We start from the raw sequence: 20,200 nt of genomic DNA, 5'->3' as shown, positions 1-20,200 counted from the left end.
GCGACCCGGGGCGGGGCGGCAGGACCGGGTCAGGCCTCGATGACGAGCGGCACGATCATCGGGCGGCGGCGCAGCGACTGGTTGACCCAGCGGCCGATCGTGCGGCGCACGACCTGCGACAGCGCGTGCGGGTCGCGGACGCCCGACTGCGCGGCCTCGGCGAGCGCGGCGGCGATCTTCGGCTTGACGCTCTCGAACACCGCGTCGTCCTCGGCGAACCCGCGGGCGTGGATCTCGGGGCCGGTGATGATGCGGCCGGTCGCGGCATCCACGACGACGATCACCGAGATGAAGCCCTCCTCGCCGAGGATGCGGCGGTCCTTGAGGTCGGCGTCGGTGATCTCGCCGACGGTCGACCCGTCGACGTAGACGAACCCGAGGTCGAGCTGGCCGACCACGCGCGCGACGCCGTCGGCGAGGTCGATGACCGTGCCGTTCTCGCCGACGATCGTGCGGTCGGCGGGGATGCCGGTGTCCTGTGCCAGTCGCGCGTTGGCGATGAGGTGGCGGTACTCGCCGTGGACCGGGAGGACGTTGCGGGGCTTGAGGATGTTGTAGCAGTACAGGAGCTCACCCGCCGCGGCGTGGCCGGAGACGTGCACCTTCGCGTTGCCCTTGTGCACGACGTTGGCGCCGAGCTTGGTGAGCCCGTCGATCACGCGGTAGACGGCGTTCTCGTTGCCCGGGATGAGGCTGGATGCCAGGATCACGGTGTCGCCCGGACCCGGCTCGATCGCGTGGTCGAGGTTCGCCATGCGCGAGAGCACGGCCATCGGCTCGCCCTGCGACCCGGTGGACATGTAGACGATCTGGTCGTCGGGCAGATCCTTCGCCTTGCGGTAGTCGATCAGCACCCCCTCGGGCACGTTCAGGTAGCCGAGCTCCTCGGCGATGCCCATGTTGCGCACCATGCTGCGCCCGAGGAAGGCCAGGCGGCGCCCGTGGGCGTGCGCGGCGTCGAGCACCTGCTGCACGCGGTGCACGTGGCTCGAGAAGCTCGCGACGATCACGCGTCGCGGCGCCTTCGCGATCACCTGGTCGAGCACCGGCCCGATCGCCCGTTCCAGCGGCGTGAAGCCGGGGACATCGGCGTTCGTGGAGTCGACGAGGAACAGGTCGACCCCCTCCTCGCCCAGGCGGGCGAACGCGCGGAGGTCGGTGAGGCGGCCGTCGAGCGGCAGCTGGTCCATCTTGAAGTCGCCGGTGGCGAGCACGAGACCCGCGGGCGTGCGGATCGCGACCGCGAGCGCGTCGGGGATCGAGTGGTTCACGGCGATGAACTCGAGGTCGAACGGGCCGACCTGCTCGCGCTGCCCCTCGGCGACCGTGAGGCTGTAGGGACGGATGCGATGCTCCTTGAGCTTCGCCTCGACGAGCGCGAGCGTGAGTCCCGACCCGATCAGCGGGATGTCGCCCTTGAGCTTGAGCAGATACGGCACCGCGCCGATGTGGTCCTCGTGCCCGTGGGTGAGCACGACCCCGACGATGTCGTCGAGGCGGTGCTTGATCGGCTCGAAGTCCGGCAGGATCAGGTCGACGCCGGGCTGGTGCTCCTCGGGGAACAGCACGCCGCAGTCGACGACGAGGAGCTTGCCCTCGTACTCGAAGACGGTCATGTTGCGGCCGACCTCGCCGAGTCCGCCGAGCGGCGTGATGCGCAGGACGCCCGGCTCGAGGGCAGGCGGGTCGTAGACGGTCGTGGGCATCTCGTGCCTCCTCGGGACGCCGAGGCGTCCGCGGTCGAATGGGACGGAAGCTAGCGGGTGGTGCCGTGCACCTTCGGCAGCGCGCCGCCGGCGGCCGCGTTGCGGTCGGGGCGGAAGTTCGAGAAGTCCGCGCCCTCGACGCCGCTGACCAGTGCCAGCTCGGCCTCGATGACGGCGGCCTCGGCCTCCTCCGGGCCCACGAGCGGCAGGCGCACGCGGGGGCTCCCGATGCGGCCCAGCCCGTGCAGGATGTACTTCGTCGACACGGTGCCGGGGATGTGCGTCATGACGGCGCGCACGAGCGGCTCGAGGCGCTTGTGCGCGGCCGTCGCGGTCGCGAGGTCGCTGTCGTTGACGGCGTCCACGATCACGCGGTACGGGGCCGCGGCGATGTTCGCGGTCACGCCGATGAGGCCGGTCGCGCCGATCGCGAGGTGCGGCAGCACGTTGGCGTCGTCGCCGGAGAAGTACATCAGGTCGGTCTGGTTGAGCACGCGGCTGACCTCGCTGAAGTCGCCCTTGGCGTCCTTGATCGCGAGCACGTTGGGGTGCCCCGCGATGCGCAGGATCGTCTCGTAGGTGATGGGCACGCCGGTGCGGCCCGGGATGTCGTACAGGATGACCGGCAGGTCGGTGGCGTCGGCCACGAGCCGGAAGTGGGTCAGGATGCCCGCCTGCGTCGGCTTGTTGTAGTACGGCGTGACGATCATGATGCCGTCGGCGCCGGCCTTCTCGCTCGCCTTGTAGAGCTCGATCGCGTGGGCGGTCTCGTTCGACCCGCCGCCGGTGATGATCTTCGCGCGGCCCCCCGCGACGGACTTGCCGACCTCGACGAGCCGGAGCTTCTCGGCATCCGTCAGCGTGCTCGTCTCGCCCGTCGTGCCCGTCACGACGATGCCGTCGGCGCCGGCCGTGATGACGTCGTCGATGTGCCTCTCGGTGGCGGGCCAGTCGACCTCGCCGTCGGCCGTCATCGGCGTGACGAGCGCAACCAGGACCTGTCCGAAGGGGTTCCCCGTGTGCGTCATGCCCTCCAGCGTATCGGTTCCGTCTCCCGTCCGACTGCGGGCCCGCGCGTCGCCGCGGGTACGCTCGCACCATGGCCTGGCACACCCGAAGCTCCCGGACCGTGTACGCGAACCGCTGGATCTCCGTGCGCGAGGACGAGGTCACCGGGCCCGCCGGCGACGGCGTCTACGGCGTGGTGACGATGCGCCACCCGGCCGTGTTCGTCGTGGCGATGGACGCGCGGGCACGGATCTGCCTGATCAGGCTGGAGCGCTACACGACCGGCGGCGGGCTCGAGGTGCCCGCGGGCGGCACCGACGGCGAGGACCCGCTGGTCGCCGCGAAGCGGGAGCTGCGCGAGGAGACCGGGTTCACGGCGTCGGAGTGGACGCTCCTGGGCACGATGAACGCGCTGAACGGCGTGGCGATCGCGCCCGAGCACGTGTACCTCGCCCGCGGGCTGCTGCGCACGCAGGACGGCGCCCGCGCGCGGCTCGAGGAGGGCATCTCGGACGTGGTCTGGGTGCCGTTCGCCGAGGCGGTCGCGATGGTGGCCGACGGCCGCGTCACCGACGGCGAGACCATCGCCGCGCTCGCCTACGCGGGCATCCACCTCGAGCGGTTCCGCTGAGGCCTCTCGAGCGGCTCCGGTGGGGCCGTCAGCGCTCGTAGCGCAGGAAGCGGTAGCGGATGCCGGTGCGCGACGTATGCCACCCGGCATCCGGATCCGACGCCGCGACGCGCCACCCGTCGGTGTCGGGCGCCGTCGTGTCGCCGGCGACGTCGAGGTCGAGCTCGGTGACCTCGAGGACGTCGGCCCGGCCGATCGCCGCGCGGTACAGCTGTCCGCCGCCGATCACCCAGATCGTGTCCGGTCGCCCCTCCCCGGCGAGGTCGAGCGCGGCGTCGAGGGATGCCGCACGCTCGGCCCCCGGCGCAGACCACCCGTCGTCGCGCGTCACGACGATGTTGCGTCGGCCCGGCAGCGGCCGGAACCGGTCGGGGAACGACTCCCACGTGCGCCGACCCATCACGACCGGTGCGCCCGTCGTCGCGGCGCGGAAGCGCGCCATGTCCTCGGGCACGTGCCACGGCATGCCGCCGGCGGCGCCGATGACGCCTCCGTGCGCCTCGGCCCAGATCAGGCCGACCCGCGCGGTCATACCGCGACGGCGGCGCGGATGGCCGGGTGGTGCCGGTAGTCCTCCACGACGAGGTCGTCGTACTCGTAGTCGAGGATCGAGTCGGGCTTGCGCGCGAGACGCAGCGTCGGATACGGATACGGCTCGCGCGTGAGCTGCTCGCGCACCTGCTCGACGTGGTTGTCGTAGATGTGGCAGTCGCCGCCGGTCCACACGAAGTCGCCCGGCTCGAGCCCGGTCTGCTGCGCCACCATGAGGGTGAGGAGGGCGTACGAGGCGATGTTGAACGGCACGCCGAGGAACAGGTCGGCGCTGCGCTGGTACAGCTGGCAGCTCAGCCGACCGTCGGCGACGTAGAACTGGAACAGCGCGTGGCACGGCGCGAGCGCCATGTCGGGGATGTCGGCGGGGTTCCACGCCGACACGATGAGCCGGCGCGAGTCGGGGTTCGCGCGGATCTGCTCGATCACCTCGGCGAGCTGGTCGATGCGCCCGCCGTCCGGAGTCGGCCACGAGCGCCACTGCACGCCGTAGACCGGCCCGAGGTCGCCCTCGGCATCGGCCCACTCGTCCCAGATCGTGACGCCGCGCTCCTGCAGCCAGCGCACGTTCGAGTCGCCGCGCAGAAACCACAGCAGCTCGTACGCGACCGACTTGAAGTGCACGCGCTTGGTCGTGATCAGGGGAAAGCCCTGCGACAGGTCGAAGCGCACCTGGCGGCCGAAGACGCTCGTCGTGCCCGTGCCGGTGCGATCGGACTTGTGCGTGCCGTGCGCGAGCACGTCGCGCAGGAGATCCTCGTACGGGGTGGCGATCGTCACGGATGCCACGATACCCGCCACCGCCGCGGCCCCGGCCGGTCGCCGGTCGCGCCGGACCGATCCCGGTCGCGTCCGGGCCGTTCCCCCCGTCGGCGGCCCGGCCTAAGCTCGACGCAGGGGCAGTCCGCCCCCGCACCCGTCGAGGAGGAACACCATGAGCGTCACGAGCGAAGCCAGCACGACCTGGAAGGGGAGCCTGGTCGACGGCTCCGGCGAGATCGCGCTGGAGAGCTCCAACCAGGGCCCGTTCGCGGTCAACTGGAAGGCGCGCAGCGAGGGCTCCACGTCGGTCACGACGCCCGAGGAGCTCATCGCCGCCGCGCACTCCTCGTGCTTCAGCATGGCGCTGTCGCACGCGCTCGCCGAGAACGGCACCCCGCCGGAGAGCGTGGAGACCACGGCATCCGTCACCTTCATCCCCGGCACCGGGATCACCGGGTCGCATCTGAACGTCAACGCCGTCGTCCCGGGCCTGTCGGCCGAGGACTTCGCGCGCATCGCCGGCGAGGCGAAGACCGGCTGCCCGGTCTCGGCCGCTCTCGCGGGCATCGAGATCACGCTCGAGGCGACGCTTGCCTGACACTCCCCCGCCCGGACGCGTCGTCATCGCCGGCGCGTCCGGGCTCATCGGTCGGGCGCTCGTGGCCTCGCTCGTCGGCGACGGCATCTCGGTCGTCCGCCTGGTGCGGCGACGGCCGGATGCCGACGGCCCCGGCCCGGCCGCCGGCTCCGGGGAGCCGGCGGCCGACGACGCCGAGCTCGTCGACGACCGCCCCTGGACGCCGGGCGAGCCGCTCGATCCCGCCGTCGTGGACGGCGCGTCGAGCGTCGTGTGCCTCAACGGCGCGAGCCTCGGCCGCTTCCCGTGGACCGCGCGCTACAAGCGCGAGCTGGTGTGGTCGCGCCTCACCCCGACCCAGACCCTCGCCGCCGCGGTGCGCGCGGCCGGCGGGTCTCCGACGTTCGTGGGCGCCTCCGCGGTCGGCTACTACCCCACCGACGGGGCCGGCGAGCTGACCGAGCGGTCGCCGCGCGGAGAGACGTTCCTCGCCGACCTGTGCGGCGAGTGGGAGACGGCCGCCCGCGGCGCAGGGCCGGCGGCGCGCGTCGTCCACCTGCGGACGGCGCCGATCACGCATCCGGGCGGGGTGCTCGCCCCGCTCGTCCTCCTCACGCGCCTCGGGCTCTCGGGGCCGATCGGGCGCGGCACGCAGGCGTGGCCGTGGATCGGCCTCGACGACGAGATCCGCGCGATCCGCCACGTCATGGCCGCGGACGTCGACGGCCCGGTGAACCTGTCCGGTCCCACGCGGGCCACCGCGAACGACCTCGGCTTCGCCGTCGCGCGCAGGCTCAACCGGCCCTACCTGCTGCGCGCCCCGGAGTGGGGCATGCGCCTCGTGCTCGGCCGCGACGCCACCGAGGCGATCCTCACGAGCGACATGCACGTCGTGCCGGCGGTGCTGCAGGCATCCGGCTTCGAGTTCACTCACCCGACCGTCGAGGACGCCGTCGCCGCCGCGCTCCCGGCCGCGTGACGTCCGCCCCGGCGGCCGGCCGGTCGGGCCGGACCCCGGACGGACGCCGAGCCGAGATCACGGGACGAGGACGATGCGCCCCTGGATCCTGCCGTGGTGGAGGTCGTCGAACGCGCGCTTCGCGTCGTCGAGCGGGTAGCGGGTGACCTCGACGTGGATCTTGCCCGCGCGGGCGAGCGCGAGCGCCTCGCGCTGGTCGGAGCGGTTGCCGCCGTAGGGGCGCTCGATGTTGACGCCCCACGGCAGCTCGACGATGCCCGCGACGTACTCGAAGCCGCCGCCGCCGAGGCCCACGAAGCGGATCGCGCCGCCCTGGGCGATGACCGCCACGGAGAGGTCGACGGTCGGCTGCACGCCGACGAAGTCGATCACGACGTCGGCGCCGCGACCGCCGGTCTCCTCGAGGATGCGCGCGGCGGCGTCCTTGCCGCTGGGCACCGCGAGCGCGCCGTGGGCCTCCGCGTAGGTCAGCTTCTCGGGATCGGTGTCGACGGCGATGATGCGCGAGCCGGAGGTCGCCGCGATGATCTGCAGGCCCATGTGGCCGAGGCCGCCGATGCCGATGACCACGACCGTGGCGTCGCCGGTGAGGCGGTCGCGCACCGAGTTGATCGCGTGCATGGGGGTGAGCGCCGCGTCGGCGAGCGGCGCCGCGTCGACCGGGTCGAGGTCGTAGAGAGGGTCGAGGTGGTGCGACTTGACCGCGATGTACTCGGCCATGTTGCCGGGCGTGCCGATGCCGGGGGCGGCGGGGGCGAGCGCGCCGCGCGGGCTCGCGACGAGGCACTGGCTGTCGCGGCCGGCGAGGCACTCCCGGCATTCGCCGCAGCTGAGCACGAGGGAGACGAGCACCGGGTCGCCCACCTTCCAGGTCGTCACCGCCGAGCCGACCTCGTGGACGTGGCCGGCGCCCTCGTGACCCAGCGTGCCGCCGATGAGCGGATTGTCGTCGCCCATCGCGATGAGGTGCAGGTCGGAGTGGCAGAGGCCGGCGCCGGCGATCTTCACGAGCACCTCGTCGGGCCGGATCTCGGGGACGGGCTTGTCGACGATCTCGACCGTGTTGTCGCTGACGTAGGTGACCGTGCGCATGGACGCTCCTGACTGACGAGGTGCGACGGTGCTGTCGGTGTTCCTGTCCATCGCACGCGGATGACGCGCTCAGCCTAGCCGGGGGGCGTCCCGCCGCGTCAGCGCGCGGTCCGCCGGCGCTCGGCGGCCTCGAGGGCGATCGCCTGCCGCACCGCCGCCCGCGCGCGACGCCGATCGCCGGCGCCGTCGTGGGCGAGGCCGAGGCGGAACCACGCGCGCCAGTCCTCGGGGTGCGCCTCGACCTCGGCGCGGTACGAGGGGAAGAGCGCGTCGGCGTCGGCCCGCACGGCGCGTCCGCTCGGCCGCACCGCGACGTCGTCGGCGGGCATGCCGCCCTCCGCCTCGAGCAGCCTCGCGAGCCGCGACGACCGGAAGCCGAACGAGAGCTCGCGCCACAGCGCCCACGCGGCGAGCACCGGCAGCACGACGAGGGCGACGCCCATCGCGACCCCGACCGGCTCTCCGGACGACACCAGCAGCCAGGCGCGCTGGGCCACCAGCACGAGGTAGACGACGAGCAGCGCCGCGACGACCCCGACGCCGACGCGTGCGCTCATGCGCCCTCGGTCGCGGCGTCCGCCCCCGCGGAGGCCCCGAGGCGCAGGTCGATGAGGCTGTCGAGCCCCACGACCACGCCGCGGACGTCGCGCGCGGCGGCGAGGGCGACGCGGATGCCGGGCGCGTACGCGCGCGCCGGGTCGGCCGTGTCGTGGGTGATGGTGACCGACTCGCCGGGGCCGGAGAGGATCGTGTCCTGGCGGGCGATCACGCCCGGGCGGCGGAGCGAGTGGATCGGCACGCTCGCGACCTGCTGCCCGCGGGCTCGCTGGTCGACGTGCGGCGACTCCACCGGGCCCGCCTCGGAGCGGGCCGCGGCGATCAGCTCGGCGGTGCGCACCGCGGTGCCGCTCGGCGAGTCGACCTTGGTCTCGCGGTGCGCCTCGACGATCTCGATCGAGGGGAAGAACGGTGCGGCCGCGGCGGCGAGCGCGCTCGCGACGACGGAGCCGAGCGAGAAGTTCGGGATGAACACGGCGCCGGTGCCGGCGGCGTCGACGAGCGGCCGCACGAGGGCGATGCGCTCCATCGACCAGCCCGACGTGCCGACGAGGATGTTGATGCCGCGCTCGATGCTGGCGCGCACGACGTCGACCGACACCGCCGGGGTCGAGGCGTCGACCACCAGGTCGGCGCCCTCGATCTCGCCCAGGTCGCTGGCCGAGCCGAGCACCGCCACGACCTCGAAGCCCTCGGTGCCTGCCACCACGTCGCGGATGATGCTGCCGAGCTTGCCGGTGCCCCCGACGATGGCCACGCGTGTCGTCATATGCTCCAGCCTACGGGTTACCCTCGACGTCATGACGAGGCTGCGGGCGGTGCGCACCGACGATCCGGGCGCCCACGAGCTGCTCGCGGAGTACTTCGCGCTGCGGGCCGGGACCTTCCCCGGCGGCGCGTACACGACGGTGTTCCCCGACCCGGCGGCGTTCGAGCCGCCGGCCGGCGTGTTCCTCGTGGTCGAGCACGAGGGCCGCGCGGTCGGATGCGGCGGCATCCGCCTCGTCGCCGACGGGCCCCTCGGGCGCCGCTACGAGGTCAAGCACCTCTACCTGCGACCCGAGTCCCGCGGTCGCGGCTGGGGCCGGCTGCTGCTCGACGGACTCGAGAGCCGCGCGCGGGAGTGGCATGGCGCGGAGCTCGTGCTCGACACGCACCACACGCTCGAGGCCGCCGGCGGCCTGTACGCGCGCGCGGGGTTCGCCGAGATCGAGCCCTACAACGACAACCCGAACGCCACGCGCTGGTACGGCAAGCCGCTCCCCTGACGCGACTCCCCCGCCGGAGGGCGCGGCGGCGGCGGTCAGATCGGCGGGAAGCCGGGCAGCCCCGTGCGCAGCTCGAACGGCAGGTGCGCGAGGTCGTTGTGCGACACGAGCGACCACGGGCGGCCGGGCCGCTGCGCGAGCACCGTGAGGCCGCAGTGGGCCTGGTTGATCGTCAGCCAGCGCCACGGCGCGGCGCCCAGCACCTCGCGCACGAACCAGCCGATCACGAAGTTGTGGGTGATGAGCAGCTCGTGGGCGTCGGGCTTGCGCACGAGGAACTCGGCGACGGCATCCGCCATCTGCGCCGACCCCGCCTCGATGTCGGCCTCGGTGTAGGCGCCGAAGAACGCCTCGTAGATGCCCGGCGTGTCGTCGGTCATGCCCGTGGGCACGCAGTCGAACAGCAGCGACGTCGGCTGCGGGGCGACCGACGGCAGCCGCTCGGCGACCGCGCGCGCCGTCTCCTCTGCGCGCTCGAGCGGCGAGTGCCACACGGCGTCGAACGGCACACCCGACAGCCGGTCGGCCAGGAGCGCCGCCTGCCTGCGCCCTCGCGGCGACAGCGGACCGTCGACGAGTCCGTGCTCGGCGTCGAGATGCTCTCCGTGCCGGACGAGGTACAGGTAGTGCGTCACGCCCAACTCCCTCCGTAGGGGGCCTTGTGGCTGCCTCCACACTACGTCACCGGCACCCGCCGGAGCCGCTTCAGTCGGCGGCGCGGGCGATCTCGGCCAGCTGCACGCGGCTCAGCCGCACGCCCACCGCCGGGACGATGTCGCGCACGTGCGCGACGGTGAACGCGTTCACGACCGGCGCCGTGACGCCGCGCTGCGCGAGCAGCCAGGCGACCGCGACCGCCGCCGTGGGCACGCCCAGCTCGGCGCCGACCGCGTCGAGCGCGCGGAGCGTGCGCGCACCGCGGCGGTTCATGTTCGCGGCGAGCTGGATGCCGCGCACCGACGCGCCCACCTGGGCCCGCGAGCGGTGCCGCCCGGACAGATAGCCGTGCGCGAGCGCGCGCGACGGGGTGACCGCGATGCCCTGCGCGGTGGCGACCAGGCGCGTGTCGCCCTCGAAGGCGCCGCGGCTGAGCACGTTGTACGGCACGTCGAGCACGGTCAGGCGCGGGTAGCCGGCGGAGGCGAGGATGCGCGCCTCGACGAGCTGCGGCGCCGAGAACCCGTAGCCGCCGACCGCACGGACCTTGCCGCTCTCGACGAGCCACTCCACGGTGGCCAGCACGTCCTCGAGCGGCGTGATCGTGTCGGTCGTCGCGTCGAGGTACAGCACGTCGATGCGGTCGGTGCGCAGGCGCGTGAGCGAGGCCTCGACGGCCCGGATGAGGTTGACCGGCCCCAGACCGGGGTTGTCGGGATGGTTGCCGACGCGCACGCCCAGCACGACCTCGTCGCGGATGCCGCGCGAGTGCGCCCACTGGCCGATGATGTGCTCGCTGCGGCCGCTGGCGTAGCCGTCGGAGGTGTAGACCGCGTTGCCGCCGAGCTCGCGATACGCGTCGAGGATCTCCTGCGAGGCGTCCGCGTCGACGTGCCAGCCGAACTCCGCGCCGCCGAGCATGATCGGGAAGACGCGCAGTCCCGTCTCACCCAGCGTGACGCGCACGCCGTCTCCGAGCGGAGGCCCCTGCACGGGGATGGGGGCGGAGGGATGGATCGCGGAGGAGGAGGTCGTCGTGGCACGCATCGTCGTCGCCGTGTCGGCGCCGAACAATTCCATCTGCCACCCCTCACGTCTCCCCTGGATCAGGCCGGATCAGGATCCCGTGATGTCGCACCCGAGGGCACGTGCTTCGAGGGTAGGGCAGCCGGTTGCCGCTTTCGGTCACCGCCACGGCCTGGCGGTAACCATTGGATAACGGTTTGATCACGGAACGGCGGATGCCCGCCCCCACAGCGGGGAGCGGGCATCCGTTCGTGCGATGACGGGCTCAGGCCTCGACGGCCGCGGCCTCTTCGAGGACGGGCTCGAGCGAGAGCTTGCCGCGGTCGTCGATCTTGGTGATGCGGACGAGCAGCTTCTGGCCGACGCCGAGGACGTCGTCGACGTTCTCGACGCGCTTGCCGCCGGCGAGCTTGCGGACCTCGCTGACGTGCAGCAGGCCGTCCTTGCCGGGGAGCAGCGAGATGAACGCGCCGAACGTCGCGATCTTCACGACCGTGCCGAGGAACTGCTCGCCGACCTCCGGGTTGGTGGGGTTGGCGATCGCGTTCACCTGCGCGCGGGCGGCCTCGGCCGAAGGGCCGTCGGTCGCGCCGATGTAGACGGTGCCGTCCTCCTCGATCGAGATCTGCGCGCCGGTCTCATCCTGGATCGCGTTGATCGTCTTGCCCTTCGGGCCGATCAGCTCGCCGATCTTGTCGACCGGGATCTGCACGCTGATCACGCGCGGAGCCGTGGCGGCCATCTCGTCGGGGCCGTCGATCGCGGCGTTCAGCACGCCGAGGATCGTCAGGCGCGCCTCGCGGGCCTGCTGCAGCGCGGCGGTCAGCACCGACGACGGGATGCCGTCGAGCTTGGTGTCGAGCTGGATCGCGGTGACGAACTCGCTCGTGCCGGCGACCTTGAAGTCCATGTCGCCGAGGGCGTCCTCGGCGCCGAGGATGTCGGTGAGCGCCGCGTAGCGGGTCTCGCCGTCGACCTCGTCGGACACGAGGCCCATCGCGATGCCGGCGACCGGGGCGCGCAGCGGCACGCCGGCGTTCAGCAGCGACAGGGTCGACGCGCACACCGAGCCCATCGACGTCGAGCCGTTGGAGCCGAGCGCCTCGGACACCTGACGGATCGCGTAGGGGAACTCCTCGCGGCTGGGCAGCACCGGCACGAGCGCGCGCTCGGCGAGGAAGCCGTGCCCGATCTCGCGACGCTTCGGCGACCCGACGCGGCCGGTCTCACCGGTCGAGTAGGGCGGGAAGTTGTAGTGGTGCATGTAGCGCTTGCTCGTCGTGGGCGACAGCGAGTCGATCTGCTGCTCCATCTTGAGCATGTTGAGCGTCGTGACCCCGAGGATCTGGGTCTCGCCGCGCTGGAAGATCGCGGAGCCGTGCACGCGCGGGATGACCTGCACCTCGGCGTCGAGCGGACGGATGTCGGCAAGTCCCCGGCCGTCGATGCGGACGCCATCGGTGAGGATGCGGCCGCGCACGATCTTCTTCGTCACCGACTTGTAGGCGGCGGAGAACTCGAGCGTCGCGACGGCGGGCAGCTCGCCCGTCTCGACGGCGGCGAGGAGCTCGGCCTTGACCTCGTCCTTCAGCGCGTCGTCGGCGTTCTGGCGCTCCTGCTTGTCGGCGATCTGGTAGATCGGCACGAGGCGGTCGTACGCGCGCGACGACACGAAGTCGAAGACCTGCTCGCTGTACTGGGGGAAGACCGGGTACTCCTGGATCTCCTTCGCGGCGGTGTTCGCGACGACGTTCTGGGCCGCGACGAGCTCGCGGATGAACGGCTTGGCCGCCTCCAGGCCCTCGGCGACGACCTGCTCGCTGGGCTTGGTGGCCCCGCCCTTGATGAGGTTCCAGCTGCCCTCGGTCGCCTCGGCCTCGACCATCATGATCGCGACGTCGTCGGAGCCCGCGGCATCCGTCACGACACGACCGGCGACGATCAGGTCGAAGACGGCGTCCTCGAGCTGCGCGGCGGTCGGGAACGCGATCCACTGGTCGGCGTTCTCGCCGTGACCGGGCATGAGCGCGAGGCGCACGCCCGCGATCGGGCCGGAGAACGGCAGGCCGGAGATCTGGGTCGACAGCGACGCCGCGTTGATCGCGAGCGCGTCGTAGAACTCGCCCGGCGCGATCGAGAGCACGGTGACGACGATCTGGACCTCGTTGCGCAGGCCCGACACGAACGACGGGCGCAGCGGCCGGTCGATGAGGCGGCACACGAGGATCGCGTCGGTCGAGGGGCGGCCCTCGCGACGGAAGAACGAGCCGGGGATCTTGCCCGCGGCGTACGAGCGCTCCTCGACGTCGACGGTCAGCGGGAAGAAGTCGAAGCCCTCACGGGGGTGCTTGCCCGCGCTCGTGGCGGACAGCAGCATCGTCTCCTCGTCGAGGTACGCGGCGACGGCGCCCTGCGCCTGCTGCGCGAGGCGTCCGGTCTCGAACCGGACGGTACGGGTGCCGAAACGGCCGTTGTCGAGGACGGCTTCGGCGGCGGTGATCTCAGGACCTTCCAAGAGGTCTCACTCTCCTTGTTTCGTAACCATCCCCTGCCCGGGGAGGGCCTGTTTAGGCTCGCACGCGCGTCTCGCGCACGAGCTCGTACGAAGGAGCAGCATCGGACAGATATGGGCGCGCGGAGAAAGAGCCGCGATTGCGCCTGCGCTGGCCACCAGTAGAAGATCACCCGGCGAACGACGACGGGGAACCCACCACAGGGGACCAGCTTCCTGCCGGGCCTGCTCCGTGTGAGCGCATGCTCACGATGGATGCCGGACGGCAACCCTCCCGAGTCTACCAGCGCCGCCGCGGCGCGCCGCCGCCCCTAGGAGCACGCGTGCCGCCGCCCTATGGTGGAGGACATGAGTACCGACGAGAAGCCCGCGGGAGCGGCGTCCGACGACATGAAGGCCAAGTTCAAGGCGGCGCTCGACAGGAAGAACGCACAGCACCGCGAGGGCGAGGCGCACCTCGACGGCGACTCCGCCGTCCACGGCACGCACGGCGCCATGACCAAGCGCGAGTTCCGCCGCAAGAGCGGCTGACCGAGGGAGCACACGATGGTGTTCGAGCCGACCTTCGACGACATCTCGCGCGAGGCCGACGCGCTGCCCGACCTGAGCGGCGACGCGCCGGACCTCGACGCGGCCGAGATCGACGAGGGGATCCTCGCCGGCGACGACGACGCGGACCTGCCCCCGGAGGGCGCCGACTGACACGACGCGGCCGGCCGGCTCGATCCTGCCGGCGGTGCCGCGTTCGGCGCAGGCAGAGGGTTCGGGCCACCGGCATCCCCGCACCGATGTCGCACTTTTGCACGGACTTCGCAGGTTCTGCCGAGATACCTGCGAAGCTCGCGCGATTCTGCGACGTCCGTGCGGGGCAGGATGCCGGGCACGCCCCGCCGAGCTCGTGCGGCGGGCGCGACTACTCGTCGGCGAGCCCGCCGAGGAGGTGCCCGAACGAGCGACCCTCGCCCAGGTAGTGGGCGGGGTCGTACGGGTCGGTGACCTCGGCGACGTCGCGCCGGGCGATCGCCTCGGCGAGCTCGCGGGCGCCGCGCTCGATGCGCGAGCCCAGCGGCGCGACCTCGTCGGCTCCGGCGCCCCAGTCGCTCGACGCGGCGAACACGCCCGTGGGCACGGGCTCGGCGTGGAGGTACGCGAACAGCGGCCGGATGGCGTAGTCGATCGCGAGCGAGTGCCGTGCGGTGCCGGCGTTCGCGCCGATCAGCACCGGCATCCCGGTCAGCGCGTCGGGGTCGACGATGTCGATGAAGCTCTTGAACAGCCCCGAGTAGCTCGTCGAGAAGATCGGCGTGACCGCGATCAGCGCGTCGGCCGAGACGACCGCGTTGACCATCGACTCGAGCGCCGGGGCGGCGAACCCGGTCAGCAGGTTGTTCGTGACGTCGTGCGCGTGGTCGCGCAGCTCGAACACGTCGACGGATGCCGTGATCCCCTGCTCGGCGAGCGCGGCGACGGTCGCCGCCGACAACCGGTCGGCCAGCATGCGCGTCGACGACGGGTTGGAGAGGCCGGCCGCGATGACCGCGATGCGGCGCTCGCTCGTCGCGGCGCTCATCGGGCGCCTCCCGCGAGCGTCTCGGCCGCGCCGTCCCGATACGGCGTCCCGTCGGTGAGGTTGTCGCCGCGGTTGGCCCCAGGCCGGGGCTGGCGCGCCGGCGCCGCGCCGTACTTCTTCGCGACCAGGTTCGCGTGGGTCGGGGCGTCCGGGACGTCGGCGGGCCGGTCCGCGGCCAGCTCGCGACGCAGCACCGGCACGACCTCGCCGCCGAGGATGTCGAGCTGCTCGAGCACGGTCTTCAGCGGCAGGCCCGCGTGGTCGATCAGGAACAGCTGGCGCTGGTAGTCGCCGAACGTGTCGCGCATCGAGGCGTACCGGTCGATCACCTGCTGCGGCGAGCCCACCGTGAGCGGCGTCAGCTCGCTGAAGTCCTCGAGCGACGGCCCGTGGCCGTACACCGGCGCGTTGTCGAAGTAGGGGCGGAACTCGCGGACGGCGTCCTGCGAGCTCGCCCGCATGAACACCTGGCCGCCGAGGCCCACGATGGCCTGCTCGGGCGCGCCGTGGCCGTAGTGCGCGAAGCGCTGGCGGTACAGCGTGACCAGGCGCTGGTAGTGCTCCTTCGGCCAGAAGATGTTGTTCGCGAAGAAGCCGTCGCCGTAGTAGGCGGCCTGCTCGGCGATCTCGGGCGTGCGGATCGAGCCGTGCCACACGAACGGCGGCACGTCGTCGAGCGGCCGCGGCGTGGACGTGAAGCCCTGCAGGGGCGTGCGGAAGCGGCCCTCCCAGTCCACGACGTCCTCGCGCCACAGCCGGTGCAGCAGCGCGTAGTTCTCCACCGCCAGCGGCAGTCCCTGACGGATGTCCTTGCCGAACCACGGATAGACCGGTCCGGTGTTGCCGCGGCCGAGCATGAGGTCGGCGCGCCCGCCCGACACGTGCTGGAGCATCGCGAAGTCCTCGGCGACCTTGACCGGGTCGTTGGTCGTGATGAGGGTCGTCGCGGTCGAGAGGATGAGCCGCTCGGTCTGCGCCGCGATGGCGGCGAGCGTCGTCGTGGGCGACGACGACCAGAAGGGCGGGTTGTGGTGCTCGCCGAGCGCGAAGACGTCGAGTCCGACCTCGTCGGCGTGCTTGGCGATCGTCAGGGTCGCCCGGATGCGCTCCGCCTCGGTGGGCGTCTCGCCGGTGGTGGGGTCCTGGGTGATGTCGCTCACCGAGAAGATGCCGAACTGCATCCCCGGCCAGCTGGTGGTGTCGCTCACGTTCGCTTCCTGGTTCCCGGACGCCGCGGCATCCGTTTTCATGCAAATGAATGTATCTGGTGCAACGCGGGAGCTCGTCGAGTATTCCCGCGCCGCGGGGAGGGCTCCCCCGGCGACGGTCCGACCGATAGTCTGGCCGGGCTATGAGCGACATGCAACGAGGCACCGCGGCCGATGCGCCGACCCCGCCGGCGCGCCCCGCGCGCCAACGCACCCCGTTCTGGGACAACGCGCGGTTCGCGTGCATCGTGCTGGTCGTGATCGGCCACGCCATCCAGCGCCAGACCGGCGAGTCGGATGCCGCGTACGGCGTCTACCTGCTCGTCTACGCCTTCCACATGCCCGCGTTCGCGATCATCTCGGGCTACTTCTCCAAGTCGGGCGCCCCGAACGCCCCGCAGATGGCGCGCGTCCTCACCGACATCGTCATCCCCTACGTGATCTTCGACGCGCTGTGGGGCCTCATCGAATGGGCGCTCACCGGACGCGGCGACCCGAACCTCACGAAGCCCTCGTGGACGCTGTGGTTCCTGCTCGCCCTCGCGATCTTCCGGCTCGTGCTGCCCTACCTGGCCCTGCTGAAGTGGCCGCTGCTGTGGACCGTCGTGATCTCGGTCGCGGTCGGCTACCTGCCCAACCTCGACTCGACCTTCTCGCTCGCCCGCGCGCTGGGCCTCCTCCCCTTCTTCACGCTGGGCTGGTGGCTGCGCGAGCACGACGTCGTCGACCGGCTCGGGCTGCTGCGCCGCCGCTCGTGGGCGGTCATCGCGGGCGCGATCGCGGTCTTCGTGGTCGCCGCCGTGGTCGCGTGGACGTTCAGCGACACGTGGCGCGCCGCGCGCCTGGGCACCTGGATGTTCTACCGCGACCCCTACGGCGACCTCGGCGGCACCGAGTGGTGGGCGGGCGGCATCCGGCTCGTGCTCATGGCGGTCGCACTCGTGCTCACCGCCGCGTTCCTCGCGCTCGTCCCGCTCGGCACGTACTGGTGGACGCGCTTCGGCACGTACACGATGTACATCTACCTGCTGCACACCTTCGTGCTCTACCCCCTGCGCGAGTACGGGATCATCGCCGGCCTGACGCCCGACTGGCTGTGGCTGCCGATCATCGTCGTCGGATCGGTGCCGCTGGCCCTGGCGCTCGGATCGGCGCCCGTGCGGCGGATCTTCCGGCCCATCGTCGAGCCTCGCCCGGCGTGGCTGTTCGCCGACCCGACGCTCGCGCGCCGGGAGGGCCGCAAGCAGGATCCCACCGGGTCGCAGCGGCCCGCGGCATCCGGCTCCTGAGCGGCATCCCGACGCGCGCGGACGCGACGACCGTCAGCCGTCGGCGACGACGCCCATCCGGTTCCAGGCGTCGAGCCCCGCGATCTTGTACGCCTCGGCGAGCGTGGGGTAGTTGAACGTGTTGTTCACGAAGAAGTCCACGGTGCCGCCGAGGTTGATGACGGCCTGACCGATGTGGATGAGCTCGGTCGCCCCCTCGCCGATGATGTGCGCGCCGAGCAGGCGCCGGCTGTCGCGGTCGAAGACGAGCTTGAGGAACCCCGTGTCGACGCCCATGATGTGACCGCGCGAGGTCTCGCGGAACCGTGCGATGCCGATCTCGTAGGCCGCGCCGCTCGTGCGCGCCTGCTCCTCCGAGAGCCCGACCGTCGAGATCTCGGGCACGGCGTAGATGCCGTACGGGAAGCTCGCCGGGGCCGGGGGCAGCGGCACGCCGAACGCGTGGCACGCCGCGACGCGCCCCTGCTCCATCGAGGTGGATGCGAGGCTCGGGAACCCGATCACGTCGCCGGCCGCGTAGATGTGCGGCACCGAGGTCTCGAACGTGTCGGGGTCGACCTTGACGCGGCCTCGCGAGTCGGCCTCGATGCCGATGGCCTCGAGCCCCAGTCCGCCGACGTTGCCCGCGCGGCCCGCGGCGTAGAGCACCATCTCGCTGCGGACCACGCGCCCGTCGTCGGTCGTGACCTCGGTGTGGCCGTCGACGACCGCGATGCCGGCGACCGCCGAGCCGAGACGCACCTGCATGCCGCGATCGCGCATCTGGTGCAGGAAGTCGTCGACGACCTCGCGGTCGACGAAGTCGAGGATGCTGCGACGCGGCTCGATGAGCGTGACCGGCACGTCGAGGGCGGAGAAGATCGTCGCGTACTCCACGCCGATGACCCCGCCGCCGATGACGGTGAGCGTGCGGGGCAGGCGGCCGAGCTCGAGGATCTCGTCGCTGTCGAAGACGTGCTCGCCGTCGAACGGCACGTTGTTCGGCCGGTGCGGACGCGTGCCCACCGCGATGAGGGCGTTGTCGAACCCCACCTCGCTGTGCTCGCCGTGGTCGGTCGTCAGGGCGAGCGTGTCGGGGGCCACGAACTTGCCGGTGGCGCGGATGTGCCGCACGCCGTTGCGCATGAACTGGTGCGACAGCACCTCGACCTCGTGGTCGAGCGTCTTGTGCAGGCGCCGCACGAGGTCGCCGATGCCGATCTCCTGCTTCACGCGGTAGCCGCGGCCGTAGAAGCCGCGCTCGCGCCAGCCGGACAGGTTGAGCACCGTCTCGCGCAGCGTCTTCGACGGGATCGTGCCGGTGTGCACCGACACCCCGCCGAGCTCGCGGCCGCGATCGACCACGAGCACCGACTTGCCGAGCTTCGCCGCCTGGATCGCCGCGCGGCGTCCCGCCGGTCCGCTTCCCACCACGACCAGGTCGTATCGCTGCATCGCCATTCCCGTCTCTCCCGGACATCCCTCGCCGCAACGCTATCGGTGCGACGGCTCCCGCGTCACGTCGGGGCGGCCGGCGGCGCCCGTCGTGCCGCTGCCGCGGCACCGGCGCCGAGGAGCCGCCCGCTTCAGGCGAGCAGGCCCGCGCCGACGTACGAGCCGGGCGACGCCCCCGGCGGCACCGCCCACACGCCCGACCCCACGTGGCGGATGTACTCGTTCAGGAGGTCGGTCGACAGCGCGCGCTGCAGCGTGACGAACCGCTCCGGCGAGCGCTGGTACGAGAGGAAGAACAGGCCCGCGTCCAGGCGCCCCAGCGCGTTGTTCCCGTCGACGTAGTTGTACCCGCGCCGCAGGATCCGGATGCCGTCGCGGAACTCCGGATGGGCCAGCCGCACGTGGCTGTTCTCGTCGATCGCGAGGGCTCCCCCGGCATCCGTCGCCGCGAAGTCGGGCGCGGTGAGCTCGTCGCCGCCCGACAGCGGGGCGCCCACCCCCTTGTCGCGGCCGATGATGGTGTCCTGCTCGGCCAGGCGCACGCGGTCCCACGTCTCGATGAGCATCGCGATCTTGCGCGCGACGAGGTACGAGCCGCCCGCCATCCACGCCGGCTCGTCGCCGGCGCCGACCCACACGTGCGCGTCGAGGGCCTCGCGGTCGTCGGCGAGGATGTTCGCGGTGCCGTCCTTGAAGCCGAAGAGGTTCCGCGGCGTCGCCTGGCCCGCGGTCGTGCGCGACGTGCGCCCGAAGCCCAGCTGCGACCAGCGCAGACGCGCGCGGCCGAACGCGATGCGGCTGAGGTTGCGGATCGCGTGCACCGCGACCTGCGGGTCGTCGGCGCACGCCTGGATGCACAGGTCGCCGCCGGTGTAGCCCGGGTCGAGGTCGTCGCCGAGGAACGCCGGGAGGGTCGTCAGGCCCGGCGGACGCCGCTCCGCGAGCCCGTAGCGGTCGCCCCCGTCGGCCGTCTCGAACAGCGTCGGCCCGAACCCGAACGTGATCGTGAGCCCGCTCGCCGACAGCCCCAGCGCCTCGCCGGTGTCGTCCGGCGGCGCCTCGGGCGACCCGCCCACGGCTCCCGACGCGCTCACGTCGAGCCCCTGGGTCATGCGCGAGGCGGCGTACGACCAGTCCTGCAGCAGCTCCACGAGGTCGGCCCGGTCGGTGCGGGCCATCATGTCGAACGACGCGAAGTGCAGATGGTCCTGCACCGGCGTCGTGATGCCCGCCTGGTGGGCGCCGAAGAAGTCGTGCACGGATGCCGCGGACTCCCGCTCGCGGGAGCGCCCGACGGCCACGCCCGCTGCGGCGCCCGCGCCGGCGGCGAGGGCGACGCCGGCCGCGCCGACGCCCGCCGCAAGGCCGAAC

21 protein-coding genes are annotated in these 20,200 nt (G+C 72.3%); 7 read left to right on the top strand and 14 right to left on the bottom strand.

The window, feature by feature from the left end:
* Positions 1 to 29: 29 nt before the first annotated feature.
* Together WML84_RS05025 and dapA are read right to left on the bottom strand one after the other, a co-directional pair.
* Complete coding sequence (locus WML84_RS05025; protein WP_347345045.1) at positions 30 to 1,706, bottom strand: ribonuclease J; 1,677 nt, start codon at positions 1,704 to 1,706, stop codon at positions 30 to 32.
* 50 nt (positions 1,707 to 1,756) lie between these two features.
* On the bottom strand, positions 1,757 to 2,734 hold the full coding sequence (gene dapA / locus WML84_RS05020; protein ID WP_347345044.1) for a 4-hydroxy-tetrahydrodipicolinate synthase: 978 nt from the start codon (positions 2,732 to 2,734) through the stop codon (positions 1,757 to 1,759).
* 71 nt (positions 2,735 to 2,805) lie between these two features.
* On the opposite strand from dapA, the gene WML84_RS05015 reads away from it, so the two are divergent.
* Positions 2,806 to 3,345 carry an NUDIX hydrolase gene (locus WML84_RS05015; RefSeq protein WP_347345043.1) on the top strand — a complete coding sequence of 180 codons (540 nt, stop codon included), beginning with the start codon at positions 2,806 to 2,808 and terminating at the stop codon, positions 3,343 to 3,345.
* Positions 3,346 to 3,373: 28 nt separating this feature from the next.
* Here WML84_RS05015 and WML84_RS05010 read toward each other — a convergent pair whose 3' ends face one another.
* Together WML84_RS05010 and WML84_RS05005 are read right to left on the bottom strand one after the other, a co-directional pair.
* Entirely contained in the window at positions 3,374 to 3,877 is a 504-nt protein-coding gene (locus tag WML84_RS05010) for a dihydrofolate reductase (protein WP_347345042.1), read from the bottom strand.
* Positions 3,874 to 4,698 (bottom strand): thymidylate synthase, encoded by an 825-nt coding sequence (locus WML84_RS05005; RefSeq protein ID WP_347345041.1) that lies wholly within the window; start codon positions 4,696 to 4,698, stop codon positions 3,874 to 3,876. Before WML84_RS05005 ends, WML84_RS05010 begins: the two co-directional genes overlap by 4 nt.
* 133 nt (positions 4,699 to 4,831) lie before the next feature.
* On the opposite strand from WML84_RS05005, the gene WML84_RS05000 reads away from it, so the two are divergent.
* Both WML84_RS05000 and WML84_RS04995 read left to right on the top strand, forming a co-directional pair.
* Positions 4,832 to 5,257, top strand: a complete 426-nt coding sequence (locus WML84_RS05000) for an OsmC family peroxiredoxin (RefSeq protein ID WP_347345040.1) — start codon at positions 4,832 to 4,834, stop codon at positions 5,255 to 5,257.
* The gene (locus tag WML84_RS04995; protein WP_347345039.1) at positions 5,250 to 6,215 is read left to right on the top strand and encodes a TIGR01777 family oxidoreductase; all 966 of its coding nucleotides are present in this window, start codon (positions 5,250 to 5,252) and stop codon (positions 6,213 to 6,215) included. The genes WML84_RS05000 and WML84_RS04995 overlap by 8 nt, the downstream gene beginning before the upstream one ends.
* A 57-nt stretch (positions 6,216 to 6,272) precedes the next feature.
* Here WML84_RS04995 and WML84_RS04990 read toward each other — a convergent pair whose 3' ends face one another.
* The 3 genes from WML84_RS04990 to dapB all read right to left on the bottom strand — a co-directional run bounded on the left by WML84_RS04990 (position 6,273) and on the right by dapB (position 8,634).
* Complete coding sequence (locus tag WML84_RS04990; RefSeq protein ID WP_347345038.1) at positions 6,273 to 7,307, bottom strand: alcohol dehydrogenase catalytic domain-containing protein; 1,035 nt, start codon at positions 7,305 to 7,307, stop codon at positions 6,273 to 6,275.
* Positions 7,308 to 7,405: 98 nt separating this feature from the next.
* Positions 7,406 to 7,864 (bottom strand): hypothetical protein, encoded by a 459-nt coding sequence (locus WML84_RS04985; protein ID WP_347345037.1) that lies wholly within the window; start codon positions 7,862 to 7,864, stop codon positions 7,406 to 7,408.
* Positions 7,861 to 8,634 (bottom strand): 4-hydroxy-tetrahydrodipicolinate reductase, encoded by a 774-nt coding sequence (gene dapB / locus WML84_RS04980; protein ID WP_347345036.1) that lies wholly within the window; start codon positions 8,632 to 8,634, stop codon positions 7,861 to 7,863. The genes WML84_RS04985 and dapB overlap by 4 nt, the downstream gene beginning before the upstream one ends.
* 31 nt (positions 8,635 to 8,665) lie before the next feature.
* On the opposite strand from dapB, the gene WML84_RS04975 reads away from it, so the two are divergent.
* Positions 8,666 to 9,133: a GNAT family N-acetyltransferase gene (locus WML84_RS04975; protein ID WP_347345035.1), complete on the top strand. Its 468-nt coding sequence runs from the start codon at positions 8,666 to 8,668 to the stop codon at positions 9,131 to 9,133.
* Positions 9,134 to 9,168: 35 nt separating this feature from the next.
* Here WML84_RS04975 and WML84_RS04970 read toward each other — a convergent pair whose 3' ends face one another.
* From WML84_RS04970 to WML84_RS04960, 3 genes are all read right to left on the bottom strand, one after another.
* Positions 9,169 to 9,768, bottom strand: coding sequence for a histidine phosphatase family protein (locus WML84_RS04970; RefSeq protein WP_347345034.1), 600 nt, complete (start codon positions 9,766 to 9,768; stop codon positions 9,169 to 9,171).
* Positions 9,769 to 9,838: 70 nt separating this feature from the next.
* Complete coding sequence (locus WML84_RS04965) at positions 9,839 to 10,837, bottom strand: aldo/keto reductase (protein WP_347345048.1); 999 nt, start codon at positions 10,835 to 10,837, stop codon at positions 9,839 to 9,841.
* A 244-nt stretch (positions 10,838 to 11,081) separates the two neighbouring features.
* The gene (locus WML84_RS04960) at positions 11,082 to 13,331 is read right to left on the bottom strand and encodes a polyribonucleotide nucleotidyltransferase (RefSeq protein WP_347345033.1); all 2,250 of its coding nucleotides are present in this window, start codon (positions 13,329 to 13,331) and stop codon (positions 11,082 to 11,084) included.
* A 345-nt stretch (positions 13,332 to 13,676) separates the two neighbouring features.
* On the opposite strand from WML84_RS04960, the gene WML84_RS04955 reads away from it, so the two are divergent.
* Together WML84_RS04955 and WML84_RS04950 are read left to right on the top strand one after the other, a co-directional pair.
* Positions 13,677 to 13,859: a DUF5302 domain-containing protein gene (locus tag WML84_RS04955; RefSeq protein ID WP_347345032.1), complete on the top strand. Its 183-nt coding sequence runs from the start codon at positions 13,677 to 13,679 to the stop codon at positions 13,857 to 13,859.
* A gap of 15 nt (positions 13,860 to 13,874) precedes the next feature.
* Positions 13,875 to 14,030, top strand: coding sequence for a hypothetical protein (locus WML84_RS04950; protein ID WP_347345031.1), 156 nt, complete (start codon positions 13,875 to 13,877; stop codon positions 14,028 to 14,030).
* A 211-nt stretch (positions 14,031 to 14,241) separates the two neighbouring features.
* Here WML84_RS04950 and WML84_RS04945 read toward each other — a convergent pair whose 3' ends face one another.
* Positions 14,242 to 14,898 carry an FMN reductase gene (locus WML84_RS04945; RefSeq protein WP_347345030.1) on the bottom strand — a complete coding sequence of 219 codons (657 nt, stop codon included), beginning with the start codon at positions 14,896 to 14,898 and terminating at the stop codon, positions 14,242 to 14,244.
* Complete coding sequence (locus WML84_RS04940; RefSeq protein WP_347345047.1) at positions 14,895 to 16,079, bottom strand: LLM class flavin-dependent oxidoreductase; 1,185 nt, start codon at positions 16,077 to 16,079, stop codon at positions 14,895 to 14,897. The genes WML84_RS04945 and WML84_RS04940 overlap by 4 nt, the downstream gene beginning before the upstream one ends.
* A gap of 179 nt (positions 16,080 to 16,258) precedes the next feature.
* On the opposite strand from WML84_RS04940, the gene WML84_RS04935 reads away from it, so the two are divergent.
* Positions 16,259 to 17,395 (top strand): acyltransferase family protein, encoded by a 1,137-nt coding sequence (locus tag WML84_RS04935; RefSeq protein WP_347345046.1) that lies wholly within the window; start codon positions 16,259 to 16,261, stop codon positions 17,393 to 17,395.
* A 33-nt stretch (positions 17,396 to 17,428) separates the two neighbouring features.
* On the opposite strand, the gene sthA is transcribed toward WML84_RS04935, so the two are convergent.
* On the bottom strand, positions 17,429 to 18,835 hold the full coding sequence (sthA, locus tag WML84_RS04930; RefSeq protein ID WP_347345029.1) for a Si-specific NAD(P)(+) transhydrogenase: 1,407 nt from the start codon (positions 18,833 to 18,835) through the stop codon (positions 17,429 to 17,431).
* Between the two features lie 125 nt (positions 18,836 to 18,960).
* On the bottom strand, positions 18,961 to 20,200 hold a 1,240-nt coding region (gene efeB / locus WML84_RS04925; protein ID WP_347345028.1), incomplete at its 5' end, for an iron uptake transporter deferrochelatase/peroxidase subunit.

It is taken from the genome of Microbacterium sp. (assembly GCF_039812165.1).
Taxonomy (GTDB): Bacteria; Actinomycetota; Actinomycetes; order Actinomycetales; family Microbacteriaceae; genus Microbacterium.
This window is presented reverse-complemented; position numbering and strand designations above follow the sequence as displayed.

Bases quoted from the DNA above. Each gene is read 5' to 3' on its own strand.
- WML84_RS04935 (WP_347345046.1), top strand. From the start codon at position 16,259: ATGCAACGAGGCACCGCGGCCGATGCGCCGACCCCGCCGGCGCGCCCC.
- WML84_RS04955 (WP_347345032.1), top strand. From the start codon at position 13,677: ATGAGTACCGACGAGAAGCCCGCGGGAGCGGCGTCCGACGACATGAAG.
- sthA (WP_347345029.1), bottom strand. From the start codon at position 18,835: ATGGCGATGCAGCGATACGACCTGGTCGTGGTGGGAAGCGGACCGGCG.
- WML84_RS04945 (WP_347345030.1), bottom strand. From the start codon at position 14,898: ATGAGCGCCGCGACGAGCGAGCGCCGCATCGCGGTCATCGCGGCCGGC.
- WML84_RS04940 (WP_347345047.1), bottom strand. From the start codon at position 16,079: ATGCAGTTCGGCATCTTCTCGGTGAGCGACATCACCCAGGACCCCACC.
- WML84_RS05015 (WP_347345043.1), top strand. From the start codon at position 2,806: ATGGCCTGGCACACCCGAAGCTCCCGGACCGTGTACGCGAACCGCTGG.
- dapA (WP_347345044.1), bottom strand. From the start codon at position 2,734: ATGACGCACACGGGGAACCCCTTCGGACAGGTCCTGGTTGCGCTCGTC.
- dapB (WP_347345036.1), bottom strand. From the start codon at position 8,634: ATGACGACACGCGTGGCCATCGTCGGGGGCACCGGCAAGCTCGGCAGC.
- WML84_RS05000 (WP_347345040.1), top strand. From the start codon at position 4,832: ATGAGCGTCACGAGCGAAGCCAGCACGACCTGGAAGGGGAGCCTGGTC.
- WML84_RS04975 (WP_347345035.1), top strand. From the start codon at position 8,666: ATGACGAGGCTGCGGGCGGTGCGCACCGACGATCCGGGCGCCCACGAG.
- WML84_RS04965 (WP_347345048.1), bottom strand. From the start codon at position 10,837: ATGCGTGCCACGACGACCTCCTCCTCCGCGATCCATCCCTCCGCCCCC.
- WML84_RS05025 (WP_347345045.1), bottom strand. From the start codon at position 1,706: ATGCCCACGACCGTCTACGACCCGCCTGCCCTCGAGCCGGGCGTCCTG.
- WML84_RS04950 (WP_347345031.1), top strand. From the start codon at position 13,875: ATGGTGTTCGAGCCGACCTTCGACGACATCTCGCGCGAGGCCGACGCG.
- WML84_RS05010 (WP_347345042.1), bottom strand. From the start codon at position 3,877: ATGACCGCGCGGGTCGGCCTGATCTGGGCCGAGGCGCACGGAGGCGTC.
- WML84_RS04985 (WP_347345037.1), bottom strand. From the start codon at position 7,864: ATGAGCGCACGCGTCGGCGTCGGGGTCGTCGCGGCGCTGCTCGTCGTC.
- WML84_RS04990 (WP_347345038.1), bottom strand. From the start codon at position 7,307: ATGCGCACGGTCACCTACGTCAGCGACAACACGGTCGAGATCGTCGAC.